We start from the raw sequence: 14,578 nt of genomic DNA on the forward strand, positions 1-14,578 counted from the left end.
CGAGCGGATGTGGGTGCCGTGGTGGTGGTGGCCTATCGGACTCGGGGTGGCCGCTCTGCTCGCGGCGGAGCTGCACATGGGCGCACCGGGGATGTACGCGTGGCTGCCCTACGTTCTGCTGCTTCCGGTGCCGATCTGGGTCCTCACCTGGCTCTCACGCAGCAGGGTCGAGGTGGTGGGCGGCGAACTCGTCGTCGGTCGCGCACATCTGCCCGTCGATGTGATCTCGCGGGGGGTGGTGGTTCCGCACTCGGCCAAGAGCGCCGCGATGGGACGTCAGCTCGATCCGGCGGCGTTCGTCCAGCACCGTCCCTGGGTGCGGACCATGGCACTCGTCGTGCTCGACGACCCGGAGGATCCGACACCGTACTGGCTGGTCAGCACGCGGCGTCCGGCCGAACTGCTCGCGGCACTGGGTTGTGACGAGTCGGGCGGCAAGTAGAGGCACAGAAGCGGGGGCACAGAAATAGAGCTCCGGACGCAGAGTGCAGCGGGAGCCGCCCCAGCGCCGGGGTCGTACCGAGGAGACACGGGTGACCACGGCGCACCGTCATCACCCGGCCTCGTATCGCACCTATGTCCTCACGCCGCGCAGTCCCGGCAGATCATGACTCCGTTCTCCTCGCTCGCGAGCCTGCTCCGGTGGTGCACCAGGAAACAGCTCGAGCAGGTGAACTCGTCGGCCTGCTTCGGGACGACCCGCACCGACAGTTCTTCTCCGGACAGATCCGCCCCGGGCAGCTCGAAGGACTCGGCGGTGTCCGATTCGTCGACGTCCACCACTGCGGACTGGGCCTCGTTACGCCGGGCCTTCAATTCCTCGAGTGAATCCTCCGACACATCGTCGCTGTCGGTCCGCCGGGGTGCGTCGTAGTCAGTCGCCATTTCCTCTTACCTTCTAGTACTCGTACCGGTAGCCGGCCGGGACACGGACGGTGCTCCCGGCCAAGGCAACGCACGACCGCCCGTTGGAGTTCCCGACGGGTGTGTCACCGGGGTGACATACCCGAATTCACTCTGATTCCACGCCGAACCGCTCGTTCTTGGACGGTTCGGCCGCCGAACAATAGCCGACCTTGCGCACGAATATGCAATCGATGCGTGGAAACGCGCGAAATTGTCCGGCAATCGTCATCAACAACACAACGATCCGTGACATTTCCTCGGGTCGGTGGTTCCGCCGACGCAGTCTCCGACCTCTACAGTGAGTGCGACGATCCCGGCAGTAGACGAGAGGCAGGGCCGCGTGGTTTCCCTGATCACCGAAGGAAGCGCAACCGATCGCCGCGGCCGCCCGTTCCGCCGGCGCCGGGTGGTCCCGGCCGCGGTGGCCGGCGCCGTTCTCGCTGCGGCCACCATCGTCGTATGGACCTCGGTGATCAGTTCCTCGGAACCCGTCACGACCACCGTGGCGTGCAATGCTCCGCCGACCGAGGCGACCGATCCCGAAGGCCCGCAACCTGCTCCGCTCGGCGAGGTCGTGGACCGGTCGGCGCTGCTCGAGGTCGAACCCGCTCCCCTGGCGGCCACCCGGGTGCGCGTGTTCAATGCCAACGGCGAACGCGGTCAGGCGACGCATGTGGCCGCGCAGTTGAGCGATTACGGCTTCTCGAGCCCACCCGACGTGCAGGCCGGCAACGATCCGGTCTATGTCGACCAGAACATGCAGTGCCAGGGGCAGATCCGGTTCGGTGAGGCCGGGCGTGCAGCTGCGTCATCGGTGTGGTTGCTCGCTCCGTGCGCCGAGTTGGTGCAGGACACACGCGAGGACGACACGGTCGATCTCGCGCTCGGGACCTACTTCCGCGAGGTCTCTCCCGGGGCGGATGCAGAGGAGGTTCTGCGGGCGCTGCGCGAGGTTCCGGCGGGCGAACAGACGGCTCCGCTCGACCTCGATCTGCTCACGGCCGCACGCAATGCCCGATGCTGAAACCGTTTTCACAGACCGTGCATCCTGTTTTTCGTCACTCTCTCCGTAAATGGTGACCTACGACAATTTCCGACGTGACGAAACGGTCAATTCGGAATTGCGTCGAACGCTCCGATTTCGGCGAGGAGAGTTTCGAAATCGGCGGCGAGTCCCGGCGCGACCGCAACGGTGAGTTCGCCGTCGTCTCCGGTGCCTGTCGGGACACGCACCACCGCGCCGGCTTCCGCGGCGACGAGAGCCCCCGCCGCCCAGTCCCACGGGCCGAGCCCGTGTTCGTAGTGGGCGTCGACCCGACCGGCCGCCACCATGCACAGGTCGAGCGCGGCCGCTCCGACACGCCGGATGTCGCGCACCCTGGGCAGTAACGCCGCCACCAACTCTCCCTGACGCGCACGCCGTTGCGGGGAGTACGAGAAGCCTGTCGCCACGAGCGCCATCCGCGGCTCGGTCACCGGATTGCAGCGCAACCGGACCCGTGTGCCACCCGTCTCCAGGTATGCACCGAGGCCCTCCGAGGCGGAGAACGTCTCCCCGGAGGAAATGTCGACGACGGCACCGGCCACCGAACGTCCGTCGACCTGTGCGGCCACCGAGACCGCCGACGCCGGGAGCCCGTACACGAAGTTCACGGTGCCGTCGATGGGATCGACAACCCACACGACCTCGCTCGCGGTCGTCGATGTCACACCGTCACCGCTGGTCTCCTCCCCCAGGAAGGCGTCCTCGGGCCGCAGTTCGGCGAGTCTGCGCCGGATGAGCTCCTCACTCTCGGTGTCGGCGGCTGTGACGGGATCGGTCGCCGTCGACTTCGTCCCGACACGGGCGGCTTCCCCCGATCCCGGAGGGCCGAACAACTCGGCTCTGCGTGCACGGACATAGCTCGCGGCCTCACGTGCGACGGTCACGGCGACGTCCCTCAACGCGGACGACTCGGATTCGGAGAGCGTTCTCTGGGCATGCACGATCCGATCCGAACACAGTGCCGAAGGTTTTGCCACCGAGCGCCGCACCGGGCGGCACCGGGCATTATCGTTGCCACACGAGCGGTGCAGCCGGCCCCCAGCGAGAGGAAGTGCACGATGGCACAGGACGTCCCCACGGACCGATCGAATCCGGGCAACCACGGATTCGGTGTCGACATCGGGGGAAGTGGCGTCAAGGGTGCCGTGGTGGACCTCGATACGGGTCGCCTGGTCGGCGATCGGATCAAGCTTCTCACTCCGCAACCGTCCACTCCGGAGGCCGTGGCGAAGACGGTGGCACAGATCGTCGAGCAGGCGGGCTGGTCGGGCCCTGTCGGCGTGACCCTGCCGAGCGTGGTCACCGGGGGTGTGGCCCGGACCGCCGCCAACATCGACAAGTCGTGGATCGGCACCGACGCTCGTTCCCTCTTCTCCCACGTACTCGACGGCCGGGACGTCTCGGTGCTCAACGACGCGGACGCCGCCGGCATCGCCGAGGACCGCTTCGGTGCCGCCAAGGACACCGACGGCGTGGTGATCCTCCTGACCTTCGGAACCGGGATCGGTTCGGCCGTCCTGCACAACGGTGTACTTCTGCCCAACACCGAGTTCGGGCACATGGAGGTCGACGGCAAAGAGGCCGAGCACCGCGCCGCCTCGTCCGTCAAGGAACGCGACGACCTGTCGTACAAGCAGTGGGCCAAGGAGGTCTCCCGCGTCCTCGTACGCTTCGAGGATCTGCTCTGGCCCGATCTGTTCATCGCAGGGGGTGGGATCAGCCGCAAGCACGAGAAGTGGATCCCGCTCCTGACCAACCGCACGCCGGTGGTCCCCGCCGAACTGCGCAACGCGGCAGGAATCGTCGGGGCTGCTTATGCTGCGAAAACAGGTGTCACTCCCTGAGTCCGGCGCATCGGCCGCCCGAGGGATCGTTACAATGGTCCCCAGCAGGCCGGAACCGGCCCTCATCCCGACAGACCTCTCCGCCGGAGCACCTCTGGCGCGACGCCGCACTACCTCGTCACGAAAGGGCGTACGTGGCAGCCACCGACATCCACACCGCTGATTCCGCCAACGAATCGGCACCCGTTGCGGACGCTTCCAGCGTCGCAGGCGCTGCGGACCCCGCGGAGGGCACCGCACCCGGTGCGAAGCCGCCGGCGAAGAAGACCGCTGCGAAGAAGGCTCCCGCGAAGAAGGCAGCCGCCAAGAAGGCTCCTGCGAAGAAGGCAGCCGCCAAGAAGACCACTGCGAAGAAGACGGCCAAGAAGGCCACCAAGGGTGCGGGTGAAGAGGACTTCGACGGCGCCGAGGAAGCGGATCTCGCCGACCTCGAGGTCTCGGAGGGTGATCTCGCCGGCGCCGAGGATGTCGTGGTCGACGACGACGAGCCCAGCGAGAAGGACAAGGCCTCGGGCGACTTCGTCTGGGACGAAGAGGAGTCCGAAGCGCTGCGACAGGCACGCAAGGACGCCGAGCTCACCGCGTCGGCCGACTCCGTGCGCGCCTACCTCAAGCAGATCGGTAAGGTCGCCCTCCTCAACGCGGAGGAAGAGGTCGAGCTGGCCAAGCGCATCGAGGCCGGTCTCTACGCGACGCACATGCTGCAGCAGCTGGCAGAGAAGGGCGAGAAGCTTCCCGTCGCCCAGCGCCGCGATCTGAACTGGATCTGCCGCGACGGCAATCGCGCCAAGAACCACCTGCTCGAGGCGAACCTCCGTCTCGTCGTGTCGCTGGCGAAGCGCTACACCGGCCGCGGCATGGCGTTCCTGGACCTCATCCAGGAAGGCAACCTCGGTCTGATCCGCGCGGTCGAGAAATTCGACTACACCAAGGGTTACAAGTTCTCCACCTACGCGACGTGGTGGATTCGCCAGGCCATCACCCGCGCCATGGCCGACCAGGCCCGCACCATCCGTATCCCCGTGCACATGGTCGAGGTCATCAACAAGCTCGGTCGTATCCAGCGAGAGTTGCTCCAGGACCTGGGCCGCGAGCCCACGCCCGAAGAGCTCGCCAAGGAAATGGACATCACGCCGGAGAAGGTGCTGGAGATCCAGCAGTACGCGCGTGAGCCCATCTCCCTCGACCAGACGATCGGCGACGAGGGCGACAGCCAGCTCGGCGACTTCATCGAGGACTCCGAGGCGGTCGTCGCCGTCGACGCGGTGTCCTTCACACTGCTGCAGGATCAGCTGCAGTCGGTGCTCGAGACCCTGTCCGAGCGCGAAGCGGGCGTCGTGCGTCTGCGCTTCGGTCTCACCGACGGCCAGCCGCGCACCCTCGACGAGATCGGTCAGGTCTACGGCGTGACGCGCGAACGCATCCGCCAGATCGAGTCGAAGACCATGTCGAAGCTGCGCCATCCGTCGCGGTCGCAGGTGCTGCGCGACTATCTCGACTGATATCTGTCACGGCAACGAGGGCCACCCGTCCGGGTGGCCCTCGTTCGTCGTTCCGGACCGCGGCCGCTAGAGAAGCTCCGGTTCGTCCCCGGGAAGACGCTGCCGACCGTCTCGTCCCGGGAGTCGTGCGGATGCGAACCGCATCACGGGTTCGACGACCCGCGCGGCCACCGGACCGAGGACTGCGGTGATCATCACGTAGGCGGAGGCGATCGCCGCGAGACGACTGTCGACCTGCCCCGAGGCGACGGCCAGTCCGGCGATCACGATGGAGAATTCGCCCCGAGCGATCAATGCCGCACCGGCGCGCGCCCGGCCCATCACGGCGATGCCGTGGTGCGCCGCCGCGATCCATCCGGTAGCGAGCTTCGTCAGCGTGGTCAGCACGGCCAGCAGGATCGCCCAGCCGAGCACCGGCGGTATCTCCGTCGGGTCGGTGTTCAGTCCGAAGAAGACGAAGAAGATGGCGGCGAAGAGATCACGGAGTGGTTCGAGGACGCGTACCGCGTTGTGTGCCGTGGAACCGGAGATGGCGATACCCAGCAGGAAGGCGCCGACGGCCGCGGACACCTGGAGGGCGGACGCGATCCCGGCCACCAGCAGCGCCGCGCCGAGCAACTTGAGCAACAACGTTTCCCTGTCGGGACTGTCGAGGACGACCGAGATGTAACGTCCGTATCGCACTACCAGTACCAGTACCACGGTGACGAGACCGAGCGAGATAGCGACGGCTTCGAGGCCGCCGAGCAGACTCACGCCTCCCAGGATCGCGGTGAGGATCGGGAGGTACACAGCCATCGTGAGGTCCTCGAAGACGAGAATCGACAGGACCACCGGCGTCTCACGGTTGCCGAGGCGCCCCAGATCCGCGAGGACCTTTGCCACGATCCCCGACGACGAGATGTAGGTCACGCCTGCGAGCACGAGTGCGCCGACAGGTCCGAGACCCAAGATCAACGCGACCGCGGCTCCGGGTACCGCGTTCAGGGCGAGATCGAGCAGACCCGCCATCCGGGAGCGTCGCAATCCGCTGATCAACTCGTTCGCGGTGTACTCGAGCCCGAGCAGCAACAGCAGCAGGACCACGCCGATCTCGCTGGCGATATGACTGAACGCGCCGATGTCACCGAGCTGGATGAGGCCACCATTGCCGAAGCACAGGCCGCCGATCAGATAGAACGGGATCGGCGACATGCCGATCCGCGCCGCCAGCCGACCGAGGATACCGAGCCCGAAGAACACCGCACCCAGTTCGATGAGTGCGAGTGTCGTGGTATCCATACCGCCGGATCAGCCGTTGCGCAGGATCCTGGCGGCAGCGTCGAGACCGTCCGCCGTGCCGACCGCCACCAGGATGTCCCCACCCGTGAGGACGAAGTCCGGTGCTGGAGAAGGCATGACCTGGCCCGCACGCATCACGGCCACGACCGACACGCCGGTGCGGGTGCGCAGGGCGGTATCGCCCAGCACCGCTCCGTCGAATCGGGAATCCTCGTGGACGTGGAGCTGGCGGGTGAGGATTCCGGGCATATCCCGGTGGTCCTCACTCAACTGGGCGACGAGCTGAGGCGCACCGAGCAGGTTGCTGAGCGTCGCTGCCTCCTCGACGGTGAGGGGAAGGGAGGCGGCACACGCATCGGGGTCGTCGGCCTTCGAGATGATGAGGTCGCTGTGACCATCCCGATGCGTGATCACCCCGATGCGGCGGCCGGACGCCAGTTCGAAGTCCTTGCGTACACCGATCCCGGGGAGCGGCGTCACGTCGACGATCATGCCGAAAGACTAGTCCTCCGGACCGACGGCGTCCGCCCGCCCAGGTCCGACGGGTGCGAATCGGCCGTCCGGCCCCGGGAGGAAGGGGGTGACCCCCACCACTGCCTCCACGGGCAACGGCCCGTAGAGGTGCGGGAACCGCATCGACTGGGGGTCCTCCGGTACGCCGGGTTCGAAGCGGAGAGGGTCGGCGAGCCGCGTCGGATCGACATGCAGCAGCACCAGATCCGTGCGCCCGGAGTACAACCGGTCGGCAGGAAGATGGACCTGCTGCGGCGTGGACAGGTGGACGAAACCCTGGGAGTCGAGAGAGGCCGGAACGACAGCCCCCAGGGGTCGGGCGCGCTCCCAGTCGTCCCGGGAGATGATGTGCAGCAGGGTCTCGGTCATGGCGTCATTGTGCGTCGGAAAGCGGATCCGAGGCGTCCGCAGCGACCCGACCCTCTGCGCTGTGAGCGAACACACTGCACGGAAAACCGGCATGTCGCAGCGTTTTTGCTGCTCGATGCGTGAAACGCGCCACCTTTGGGCATCCAGGGGAACAACGCGTGAATACGAATCGTCTGTCAGAGTAGATCCACCGCGCCGGCCGGTGCGGCGGACCAGACCCCGGCACCCGATATGAGCGGTGGCCAGTTTGGAGGAGTCATGCCCGGTACGTTGACCAGCCCGAAGTTGACCGCTGCAGATCGCTGCGATCGGTGCAATGCTGCCGCTCGTGTCCGCGCCGTCCTTCCGACCGGCGGAGAACTGTTGTTCTGCGGGCACCACGCCAACGAGCACACCGACCGCCTCCGTGAACTCGGAGCGACGATCGCGAGCGAGTCCGACGCCACCGTGTGATCCGCCGTCCGGAACCAACGTTCTGTCACAGGAGCGAACCTTCGGTTCCGAGACCCGACCGAATGAACGGGCGACCACCTTCGAGGTGGTCGCCCGTTCTCGTCGTCACCAGCTGCGCAGGATGGCGATCCGGTCGCGCAGCTGCTCGGCGGTCGCCATCGCTGTCGGCGGACCGCCGCACTGCCGACGCAGCTCGCCGTGGATCACCCCGTGCGGCTTCCTGGTCCGATGGTGGACGACCGCGACGAGCGAGTTGAGTTCGCGACGCAGCTGCGCCAGAGTGTCGGCGGTCTCGACGCGCTCGGTCACCTGGGGCGGCGGGGTAGGCGCAGGCTCGGTCTTGGGCTTGTTCAGCTGCTGTTCCTGACGCTGACGCAGCAGCGCCCGCATCTGGTCGGCGTCCAGCAGGCCCGGAAGTCCCAGATAGTCGGCCTCCTCGTCGGACCCGGCGAATGTCGCGGTGCCGAACGAGGATCCGTCGTAGATGACCTGATCGAGTTCGGCTTCCGCACCGAGCGAGTGGAAGGCCTTCTCGTCCTCGCCGGGCTCGTCCTTACGCCGGTTCGCGTCGGCGAGGAGCTCGTCGTCGAAACCTTCCTTGACCCGGTGCGGCTTGCCGAGCACGTGGTCGCGTTGCGCCTCGAGCTGGCTGGCGAGCTCGAGCAGCACCGGCACGGACGGCAGGAAGACACTGGCGGTCTCCCCTTTGCGCCGCGACCGCACGAAGCGACCGATCGCCTGCGCGAAAAACAACGGGGTCGAGGCGCTGGTCGCGTACACGCCGACCGCGAGTCGAGGAACGTCGACGCCTTCGGACACCATGCGCACGGCGACCATCCACCGCTGGTTTCCCTCGCTGAACTGCGAGATCCGCTCGGACGCCGTGGGGTCGTCCGAGAGCACGACGGTGGGCATCTCGCCGGTGACCGCCTCGAGGATCCTCGCGTAGGCCCGGGCGGTGGTCTGGTCGGTCGCGATCACGAGGCCACCGGCATCCGGCATCCCGCCGGCGCGTAGCTGCTGGAGCCGGGTGTTCGCTGCCCCCAGAACCGCAGGAATCCAGTCGCCCTCGGGATCGAGGGCCGTCCGCCACGCCCGGGCCGTGTGCTCGGCGCTGAGGGGTTCGCCCAGCCGCGCCGTGAACTCCTCCCCCGCGCTGGTGCGCCAGCGCGCCTCACCCGAGTACGCGAGGAACACGACGGGCCGCACGACGCCGTCTGCGAGGGCGTCGGCGTAGCCGTAGGCGTGGTCGGCCTTGGACTGCATCAGACCGTCGTCGTTCGGCTCGTAGGTCACGAACGGGATCGCGCTGTCGTCGCTGCGGAAGGGCGTACCGGTCAGCGCCAGACGGCGGGTCGCGTCCCCGAACGCCTCGAGGATGCCCTCACCCCAGCTCTTCGCGTCGCCGCCGTGGTGGATCTCGTCGAGTATCACCAGGGTGCGCCGCGCCTCCGTGCGTACGCGGTGCTTGAACGGGTGCGAGGCGATCTGCGCGTAGGTGACCACGACGCCCTGATAGTCGCTCGACGTCTGTCCGGTCGAGTTCGTGAAGTTCGAGTCGAGGGCGATACCGATCCGGGCCGCCGCGCCCGCCCACTGGTGCTTGAGGTGTTCGGTGGGTGCGACGACGGTGATCTGGTCGACCGTCCGGTCGCGCAGCAGTTCCGACGCCACCCGGAGGGCGAAGGTCGTCTTACCCGCGCCGGGGGTCGCGACCGCGAGGAAGTCGCGCGGTTTCGTCGCGAGGTACTTGGTGAGGGCGCGGCGCTGCCAGGCGCGCAGCTGGGCCACAGGGGCGGAGGTCGTAGCTTGTCCGACGGTTTCGGTGCTCACCGGTTTCTCGTGCTCCTTGTCCGCTTCGCTCGGGCCGGTCCCACCGCACTCGTCCGGGTCCCGACCGTCATGCAGCCTATCGTCTCGGAAGCCGCGGACCCGCCGAAGTCGCGGCGTCGGCGGGTCCGACGAGGGCTGCGTGGCAGAATTCGATGCACCCTCACCTGCCTGAGCGCGCACGCGAGCGTGTCATCAGGAATTCTGGAAGTAGATGAACGACACACCACGACCCCACGCACCGGCGCCCCGCGGCCGCATACGGCACGCGGTGGGTAAAGGGTGGGAGGTGGTCGCACACACCGCGTCCTCGGCCTGGGACCATTCGATCTTCAGCAAGGCCGCGACCGCGGCTTTCTGGCAAACTCTGTCGCTGCCACCGCTGGTGCTCGGCCTGCTCGGCAGCCTCGGTTACGTCGGTGGCTGGTTCGGTCCGGACACGGTCGAGATCATCACGTCCAAGACCGTCACCTTCCTCCGCTCGGTCTTCAGCGACAGCGTGGTCGACCAGATCATCGAACCCACCGTCGCGGATGTCCTCGGCCGCGGCCGCGCCGACGTGATGTCGCTCGGCTTCGTGTTGTCGCTGTGGGCCGGCTCGTCGGCTATCTCGACGTTCGTGGACTCGATCGTCGAAGCGCACCACCAGCAGGACCACCGCCACCCGGTGTGGCAGCGGATCTTCGGTCTGTTGCTCTACGTGGTCTTCCTGATCCTTGCGGTGTTCACCCTGCCGCTCGTCGCACTCGGACCCACGCTGATCGGCCGACTGTTACCCGATGCGTGGTTCGATGTCGGCTCGCAGATCATCGACACCTTCTATTTCCCCGCCGTGGGTCTGCTGCTGCTGATCGGATTGACAACCCTGTACAAGGTGGCGCTGCCCAAGTCGCTGCCGTGGCACCGACTGCTCGGCGGCGCGGTGCTGGCAGGCGTGTTCTTCCTCGCGTCGAGCGTGATCCTGCGGTGGTACCTGACCTGGATCGCCGCCACGGGCTATACCTACGGTGCGCTCGCCGCTCCGATCGCGTTCCTGCTGTTCACATTCTTCCTGGGATTCGCGGTGGTCCTCGGAGCCGAATTCAACGCCACGGTGCAGCAGTTCTGGCCCGCACGCGCCACGCGTCTGGAGCAGTGGCGGGTGTGGCTGGCGGAGCAGGCGGCGCGCGATCCGTCGCCGGACAGCGGGCCTATGACGAACCTCACGCGCCGACTGGCAGGCTCCACGACGATCCGGCTGTCCGATCTGATCCGGCCCGGAGAACGCGAACCCGAGTCGTGGCCGATCGACGGGAGACCTGCCGAGTCGGAGCCGGCCTCGCACGCCGACCGTGCATCCCACGACGACAAGGCCGGGGGATCCGAAGTTCCCCCGGCCGAGACCGATCTTCCGCCGGTAGAGAGACCGGCGCCGGAATCACCCGACGCCGCGGTGGACGACGAGTCGTTCCACCCGGTGCCTCAGTCGCCCTTGCGCAAACCGTCGTAGACTTTCTTGCATTCGGGGCACACCGGCGAGCCGGGCTTCGGCGACCGGGTCACCGGAAAGACCTCACCGCACAGCGCAACCACGTGGGTACCCATGACCGCACTCTCGGCGATCTTGTCCTTCTTCACGTAGTGGAAGAATTTCGGGGTGTCGTCCTCGGTCGTCTCGTCGGTGGTGGTATCCGGCCGTTCCTTGATATCCGTGCTCACGTGTCCATGATGCCGCACGGAGAGGCCGGATGCGTATGTGCGTGCGACGGTTCGTCGTGGGAAGGTGGAAGACATGGCGAGAACTCACGGTTTCGGCGGATCCCCCGAGAACGGATCGCCCGACAACCCGGTTCTGATCACAGCGGCGGAGACGTCGCTCGAGGATCAGCACCGAGCACGGGTTCGCAAGTACCTCACGATCATGTCGTTCCGCATCCCCGCCCTGCTCCTGGCGGCGATCGCGTACGGCGTCTGGGAGAATCCCTGGATCTCGATGGCGATCATCGGGGTGTCGATCCCTCTGCCGTGGATCGCGGTCCTCATCGCCAACGACCGGCCGCCGCGCCGGAAGGACGAGCCGAGCCGCTGGGACGGTCGCTTCGACGACGCTCCGGCAATCGAGTCGTCGCCCCACCGCGTCATCGACGGCTGACGGGGAGGGCGAGCGGAGAGCTTGCGAGAATGTCGTGGTGGACCGCGACCTTCTCCTGTCTCTCTGCCCCGCTCTGCGCACCGCACTGATCAGGTGCCGCTACGACCTCGACACCGTGCGGGAACTGCTCGGCCCCGAGGCGCACGCCGCGCTCGGGCGCAGCGAACCCGTCCCCGCCCGGCGCATCGCGCGCGGTGCCGGTGATCTCGGCGTGCTCGTCCGACTGTTCCTCCTCCAGGACACCTGCCCCGAGGTGGAGGTGGCTCGCGCCCTCGATCCGGTGACGCCGGAACAGGCCGTGCGAGCGGGACTGCTCGAACACGACGGCGACGGCGTGTGCGCCGCACTCGATCTGCGACCCCTCGACGCCGGTACCGGAAGTCGCTGGGTGTTGTCGGATCTCGACGGTTCGATCCGGTCCGTCCCGACCCGCCCCGATCACGTTCTCGGCGTCGGGCAGGCCTCCTTGTCGCTGCTGCAGGCGACCCCCAGCGATCGGGTCGGCACCGTGCTCGACCTGGGTACGGGCTGCGGAGTGCAGGCGATCCGGGCCTCGGATCACGCGGAGAAGGTCACCGCCACCGACATCAATCCCCGGTGCCTGGCCCTCGCCGCCGCGAGCGCAGCGCTCAACGGGATCGACATCGATCTTCTCGAGGGATCCTGGTTCGAACCGGTTGCCGGCCGCACCTTCGACCGGATCGTCGCGAATCCGCCGTTCGTGGTGAGCGCGGGACATGTCGAACACAGCTACCGCGACTCCGGTCTCGACCTCGACGGCGCCAGCAGGCTCATGATCTCGCAGGCAGCCGAGCACCTGAATCCGGGAGGCACCGCCGCGATGCTCGCGTCGTGGGTGCACGTCGAGGGTGAGGACTGGCGGGCCCGGGTCGCGTCGTGGTTGCCGCCGCAGGGCGTGGATGCCTGGATCGTGCAGCGCGATGTCGCCGATCCCGCCCTCTACGTCGGCACGTGGCTGAGGGACGGCGACGCCGACCAGCGCGAGCCGGAGGTAGCGGTGCGTGCCGAGCAGTGGCTCGACCACTTCGCCGAGCACGGTGTCGAAGGAGTCGGGTTCGGATTCGTCTACCTGCGCCGCACCGATCTGCCGTCCGATGTGATGGCCGAGGATCTGCGGCACGCGTTCACCGATGCCCTGGGCGACGAGGCGATCGACTACTTCCGGCGCCTCGACTGGCTGCGTACGCACGAGGTTCTGGACGCCCGGTTCGTGGTACGTCCCGACACGGCACTCGAGCGGGTCCACCTGCCCGGCGCGGAGGGTTGGGAACAGGTGGTCGTGCGGGTGCACCGCGGTGGAGGTCCGGCCTGGCAGCACGAGGTGGACGATCTCGCTGCCGCCCTGCTCGGAGGGATGCGCGCCGACGGCCTGCCCCTCGGAGATCTCGTGTCGCTGCTCGCGGCCGCGCACGGTGAGGACGAGGACGATCTGCTCACGCGGGCAGTGGGCCTCGTGCACGGACTCGTGCGTCACGGGCTGATCGAGCCCGCCTGACCCTCGTCGGGGTGTGCCTGAGGTTCCACGATTCGGTTCTCTCAGCAACTTCTCAGGAGCTCATCGGGTTAGCGCAGGTCAGCGCGGTGGTACTCGGAGACCGACGGGAACTCCACGGCTTCGCCGCTCGTTGAACCTTGTGAGACACCACCGATGAGGAGGCACGTCATGGCACGCCCCGAAACCACCGCTCGCTTCGATTCCGACCTCGACGGTCAGAGCCCCGCAGCCGATCTCGTTCGCGTCTACCTGAACGGCATCGGACGGACCGCTCTGCTCACCGCAGCCGACGAGGTGGAATTGGCAAAGCGGATCGAGGCCGGCCTGTATGCCAAGCACCTGCTCGAGACGAAGAAGCGCCTGTCCGCCGCGAAGAAGCGCGACCTCGCAGTCATCGTTCGTGAAGGACAGGCCGCTCGCAGCCACCTGCTCGAGGCCAACCTGCGTCTCGTCGTCTCGCTGGCGAAGCGTTACACCGGACGCGGGATGCCCCTGCTGGACCTCATCCAGGAGGGCAACCTCGGCCTGATCCGCGCGATGGAGAAGTTCGACTACGCGAAGGGCTTCAAGTTCTCGACCTACGCGACGTGGTGGATCCGTCAGGCCATCACTCGCGGTATGGCCGACCAGAGCCGCACGATCCGGCTCCCCGTCCACCTGGTCGAACAGGTCAACAAGCTCGCCCGCATCAAGCGCGAACTGCATCAGCAGCTCGGCCGCGAGGCGACCGACGAGGAACTCGCCAACGAGTCCGGCATCCCCGTCGAGAAGATCGCCGACCTGCTCGACCACAGCCGCGATCCGGTGAGCCTCGACATGCCTGTCGGTAACGACGAGGAGGCCCCGCTGGGCGACTTCATCGAGGACGCCGAGGCGACATCCGCCGAGACCGCCGTCATCGCCGGCCTCCTGCACAGCGACGTCCGCAGCGTCCTCGCGACACTCGACGAGCGCGAACAGCAGGTCATCCGCTTGCGCTACGGCCTCGACGACGGCCAGCCGCGCACCCTCGACCAGATCGGCAAGCTCTTCGGGCTCTCCCGTGAGCGTGTCCGCCAGATCGAGCGCGAAGTGATGTCCAAGCTCCGCGAGGGAGATCGCGCCGAGCGCCTTCGCGCCTACGCCAGCTGACCGGGCGCGTCAGCGGTATCCGATCCCCGAGAACCGGGCTGGGTTCTCGGGGATCGT

16 protein-coding genes are annotated in these 14,578 nt (G+C 67.4%); 9 read left to right on the forward strand and 7 right to left on the reverse strand.

The features are described from left to right. Positions 1–7: 7 nt before the first annotated feature. Positions 8–442 carry a DUF3093 domain-containing protein gene (locus GON09_RS07675; RefSeq protein ID WP_213934339.1) on the forward strand — a complete coding sequence of 145 codons (435 nt, stop codon included), beginning with the start codon at positions 8–10 and terminating at the stop codon, positions 440–442. Between the two features lie 140 nt (positions 443–582). On the opposite strand, the gene GON09_RS07680 is transcribed toward GON09_RS07675, so the two are convergent. Next, the gene (locus GON09_RS07680; RefSeq protein WP_006551346.1) at positions 583–885 is read right to left on the reverse strand and encodes a DUF4193 domain-containing protein; all 303 of its coding nucleotides are present in this window, start codon (positions 883–885) and stop codon (positions 583–585) included. A 361-nt stretch (positions 886–1,246) separates the two neighbouring features. Here GON09_RS07680 and cei point away from each other — a divergent pair, with 361 nt between their 5' ends. Next, entirely contained in the window at positions 1,247–1,930 is a 684-nt protein-coding gene (cei, locus tag GON09_RS07685; protein ID WP_213931286.1) for an envelope integrity protein Cei, read from the forward strand. Positions 1,931–2,016: 86 nt separating this feature from the next. Here the strand turns inward: cei and GON09_RS07690 are convergent, their stop codons facing one another. Next, positions 2,017–2,910 carry an inositol monophosphatase family protein gene (locus GON09_RS07690; RefSeq protein ID WP_244865973.1) on the reverse strand — a complete coding sequence of 298 codons (894 nt, stop codon included), beginning with the start codon at positions 2,908–2,910 and terminating at the stop codon, positions 2,017–2,019. A gap of 99 nt (positions 2,911–3,009) precedes the next feature. Between GON09_RS07690 and ppgK the strand changes: the two genes are divergently transcribed. Further along, the gene (gene ppgK, locus GON09_RS07695; RefSeq protein ID WP_213931288.1) at positions 3,010–3,795 is read left to right on the forward strand and encodes a polyphosphate--glucose phosphotransferase; all 786 of its coding nucleotides are present in this window, start codon (positions 3,010–3,012) and stop codon (positions 3,793–3,795) included. 134 nt (positions 3,796–3,929) lie between these two features. After that, positions 3,930–5,297: an RNA polymerase sigma factor gene (locus GON09_RS07700; RefSeq protein WP_213931289.1), complete on the forward strand. Its 1,368-nt coding sequence runs from the start codon at positions 3,930–3,932 to the stop codon at positions 5,295–5,297. 66 nt (positions 5,298–5,363) lie between these two features. Here the strand turns inward: GON09_RS07700 and GON09_RS07705 are convergent, their stop codons facing one another. Genes GON09_RS07705 through GON09_RS07715 form a run of 3 tightly spaced genes read right to left on the reverse strand, consistent with a single transcriptional unit; the run spans position 5,364 to position 7,460 of the window. After that, positions 5,364–6,578 carry a cation:proton antiporter gene (locus GON09_RS07705; protein WP_213931290.1) on the reverse strand — a complete coding sequence of 405 codons (1,215 nt, stop codon included), beginning with the start codon at positions 6,576–6,578 and terminating at the stop codon, positions 5,364–5,366. A gap of 9 nt (positions 6,579–6,587) precedes the next feature. Continuing rightward, positions 6,588–7,070: a cation:proton antiporter regulatory subunit gene (locus GON09_RS07710; protein WP_213931291.1), complete on the reverse strand. Its 483-nt coding sequence runs from the start codon at positions 7,068–7,070 to the stop codon at positions 6,588–6,590. A 9-nt stretch (positions 7,071–7,079) separates the two neighbouring features. Beyond that, positions 7,080–7,460 carry a DUF952 domain-containing protein gene (locus GON09_RS07715; RefSeq protein WP_213931292.1) on the reverse strand — a complete coding sequence of 127 codons (381 nt, stop codon included), beginning with the start codon at positions 7,458–7,460 and terminating at the stop codon, positions 7,080–7,082. Positions 7,461–7,718: 258 nt separating this feature from the next. Here GON09_RS07715 and GON09_RS07720 point away from each other — a divergent pair, with 258 nt between their 5' ends. Then, on the forward strand, positions 7,719–7,913 hold the full coding sequence (locus GON09_RS07720) for a DUF7455 domain-containing protein (RefSeq protein WP_213931293.1): 195 nt from the start codon (positions 7,719–7,721) through the stop codon (positions 7,911–7,913). Between the two features lie 105 nt (positions 7,914–8,018). On the opposite strand, the gene GON09_RS07725 is transcribed toward GON09_RS07720, so the two are convergent. Then, complete coding sequence (locus GON09_RS07725) at positions 8,019–9,746, reverse strand: DEAD/DEAH box helicase (RefSeq protein WP_307854338.1); 1,728 nt, start codon at positions 9,744–9,746, stop codon at positions 8,019–8,021. A 211-nt stretch (positions 9,747–9,957) separates the two neighbouring features. Here GON09_RS07725 and GON09_RS07730 point away from each other — a divergent pair, with 211 nt between their 5' ends. Next, positions 9,958–11,232 carry a YihY/virulence factor BrkB family protein gene (locus GON09_RS07730; RefSeq protein ID WP_213931294.1) on the forward strand — a complete coding sequence of 425 codons (1,275 nt, stop codon included), beginning with the start codon at positions 9,958–9,960 and terminating at the stop codon, positions 11,230–11,232. On the opposite strand, the gene GON09_RS07735 is transcribed toward GON09_RS07730, so the two are convergent. Then, positions 11,205–11,441: a DUF3039 domain-containing protein gene (locus GON09_RS07735; RefSeq protein WP_213931295.1), complete on the reverse strand. Its 237-nt coding sequence runs from the start codon at positions 11,439–11,441 to the stop codon at positions 11,205–11,207. The genes GON09_RS07730 and GON09_RS07735 overlap by 28 nt on opposite strands. 73 nt (positions 11,442–11,514) lie before the next feature. Here GON09_RS07735 and GON09_RS07740 point away from each other — a divergent pair, with 73 nt between their 5' ends. From GON09_RS07740 to GON09_RS07750, 3 genes are all read left to right on the forward strand, one after another. Continuing rightward, positions 11,515–11,874, forward strand: coding sequence for a DUF3099 domain-containing protein (locus GON09_RS07740; protein WP_213931296.1), 360 nt, complete (start codon positions 11,515–11,517; stop codon positions 11,872–11,874). 37 nt (positions 11,875–11,911) lie between these two features. After that, positions 11,912–13,390, forward strand: a complete 1,479-nt coding sequence (locus GON09_RS07745) for a DUF7782 domain-containing protein (protein WP_213931297.1) — start codon at positions 11,912–11,914, stop codon at positions 13,388–13,390. 168 nt (positions 13,391–13,558) lie between these two features. After that, complete coding sequence (locus tag GON09_RS07750) at positions 13,559–14,521, forward strand: sigma-70 family RNA polymerase sigma factor (RefSeq protein ID WP_213931298.1); 963 nt, start codon at positions 13,559–13,561, stop codon at positions 14,519–14,521. Positions 14,522–14,578 lie beyond the last annotated feature (57 nt).

This window comes from Rhodococcus sp. B50 (assembly GCF_013602415.1).
In the GTDB taxonomy this organism is placed as follows: domain Bacteria; phylum Actinomycetota; class Actinomycetes; order Mycobacteriales; family Mycobacteriaceae; genus Rhodococcus.

What these genes read in the sequence shown, in the direction of transcription:
- GON09_RS07675 (WP_213934339.1), top strand. Translation starts at nt 8, where the DNA reads ATGTGGGTGCCGTGGTGGTGGTGGCCTATCGGACTCGGGGTGGCCGCT.
- GON09_RS07680 (WP_006551346.1), bottom strand. Translation starts at nt 885, where the DNA reads ATGGCGACTGACTACGACGCACCCCGGCGGACCGACAGCGACGATGTG.
- ppgK (WP_213931288.1), top strand. Translation starts at nt 3,010, where the DNA reads ATGGCACAGGACGTCCCCACGGACCGATCGAATCCGGGCAACCACGGA.
- GON09_RS07705 (WP_213931290.1), bottom strand. Translation starts at nt 6,578, where the DNA reads ATGGATACCACGACACTCGCACTCATCGAACTGGGTGCGGTGTTCTTC.
- GON09_RS07710 (WP_213931291.1), bottom strand. Translation starts at nt 7,070, where the DNA reads ATGATCGTCGACGTGACGCCGCTCCCCGGGATCGGTGTACGCAAGGAC.
- GON09_RS07715 (WP_213931292.1), bottom strand. Translation starts at nt 7,460, where the DNA reads ATGACCGAGACCCTGCTGCACATCATCTCCCGGGACGACTGGGAGCGC.
- GON09_RS07720 (WP_213931293.1), top strand. Translation starts at nt 7,719, where the DNA reads ATGCCCGGTACGTTGACCAGCCCGAAGTTGACCGCTGCAGATCGCTGC.
- GON09_RS07730 (WP_213931294.1), top strand. Translation starts at nt 9,958, where the DNA reads ATGAACGACACACCACGACCCCACGCACCGGCGCCCCGCGGCCGCATA.
- GON09_RS07740 (WP_213931296.1), top strand. Translation starts at nt 11,515, where the DNA reads ATGGCGAGAACTCACGGTTTCGGCGGATCCCCCGAGAACGGATCGCCC.
- GON09_RS07750 (WP_213931298.1), top strand. Translation starts at nt 13,559, where the DNA reads ATGGCACGCCCCGAAACCACCGCTCGCTTCGATTCCGACCTCGACGGT.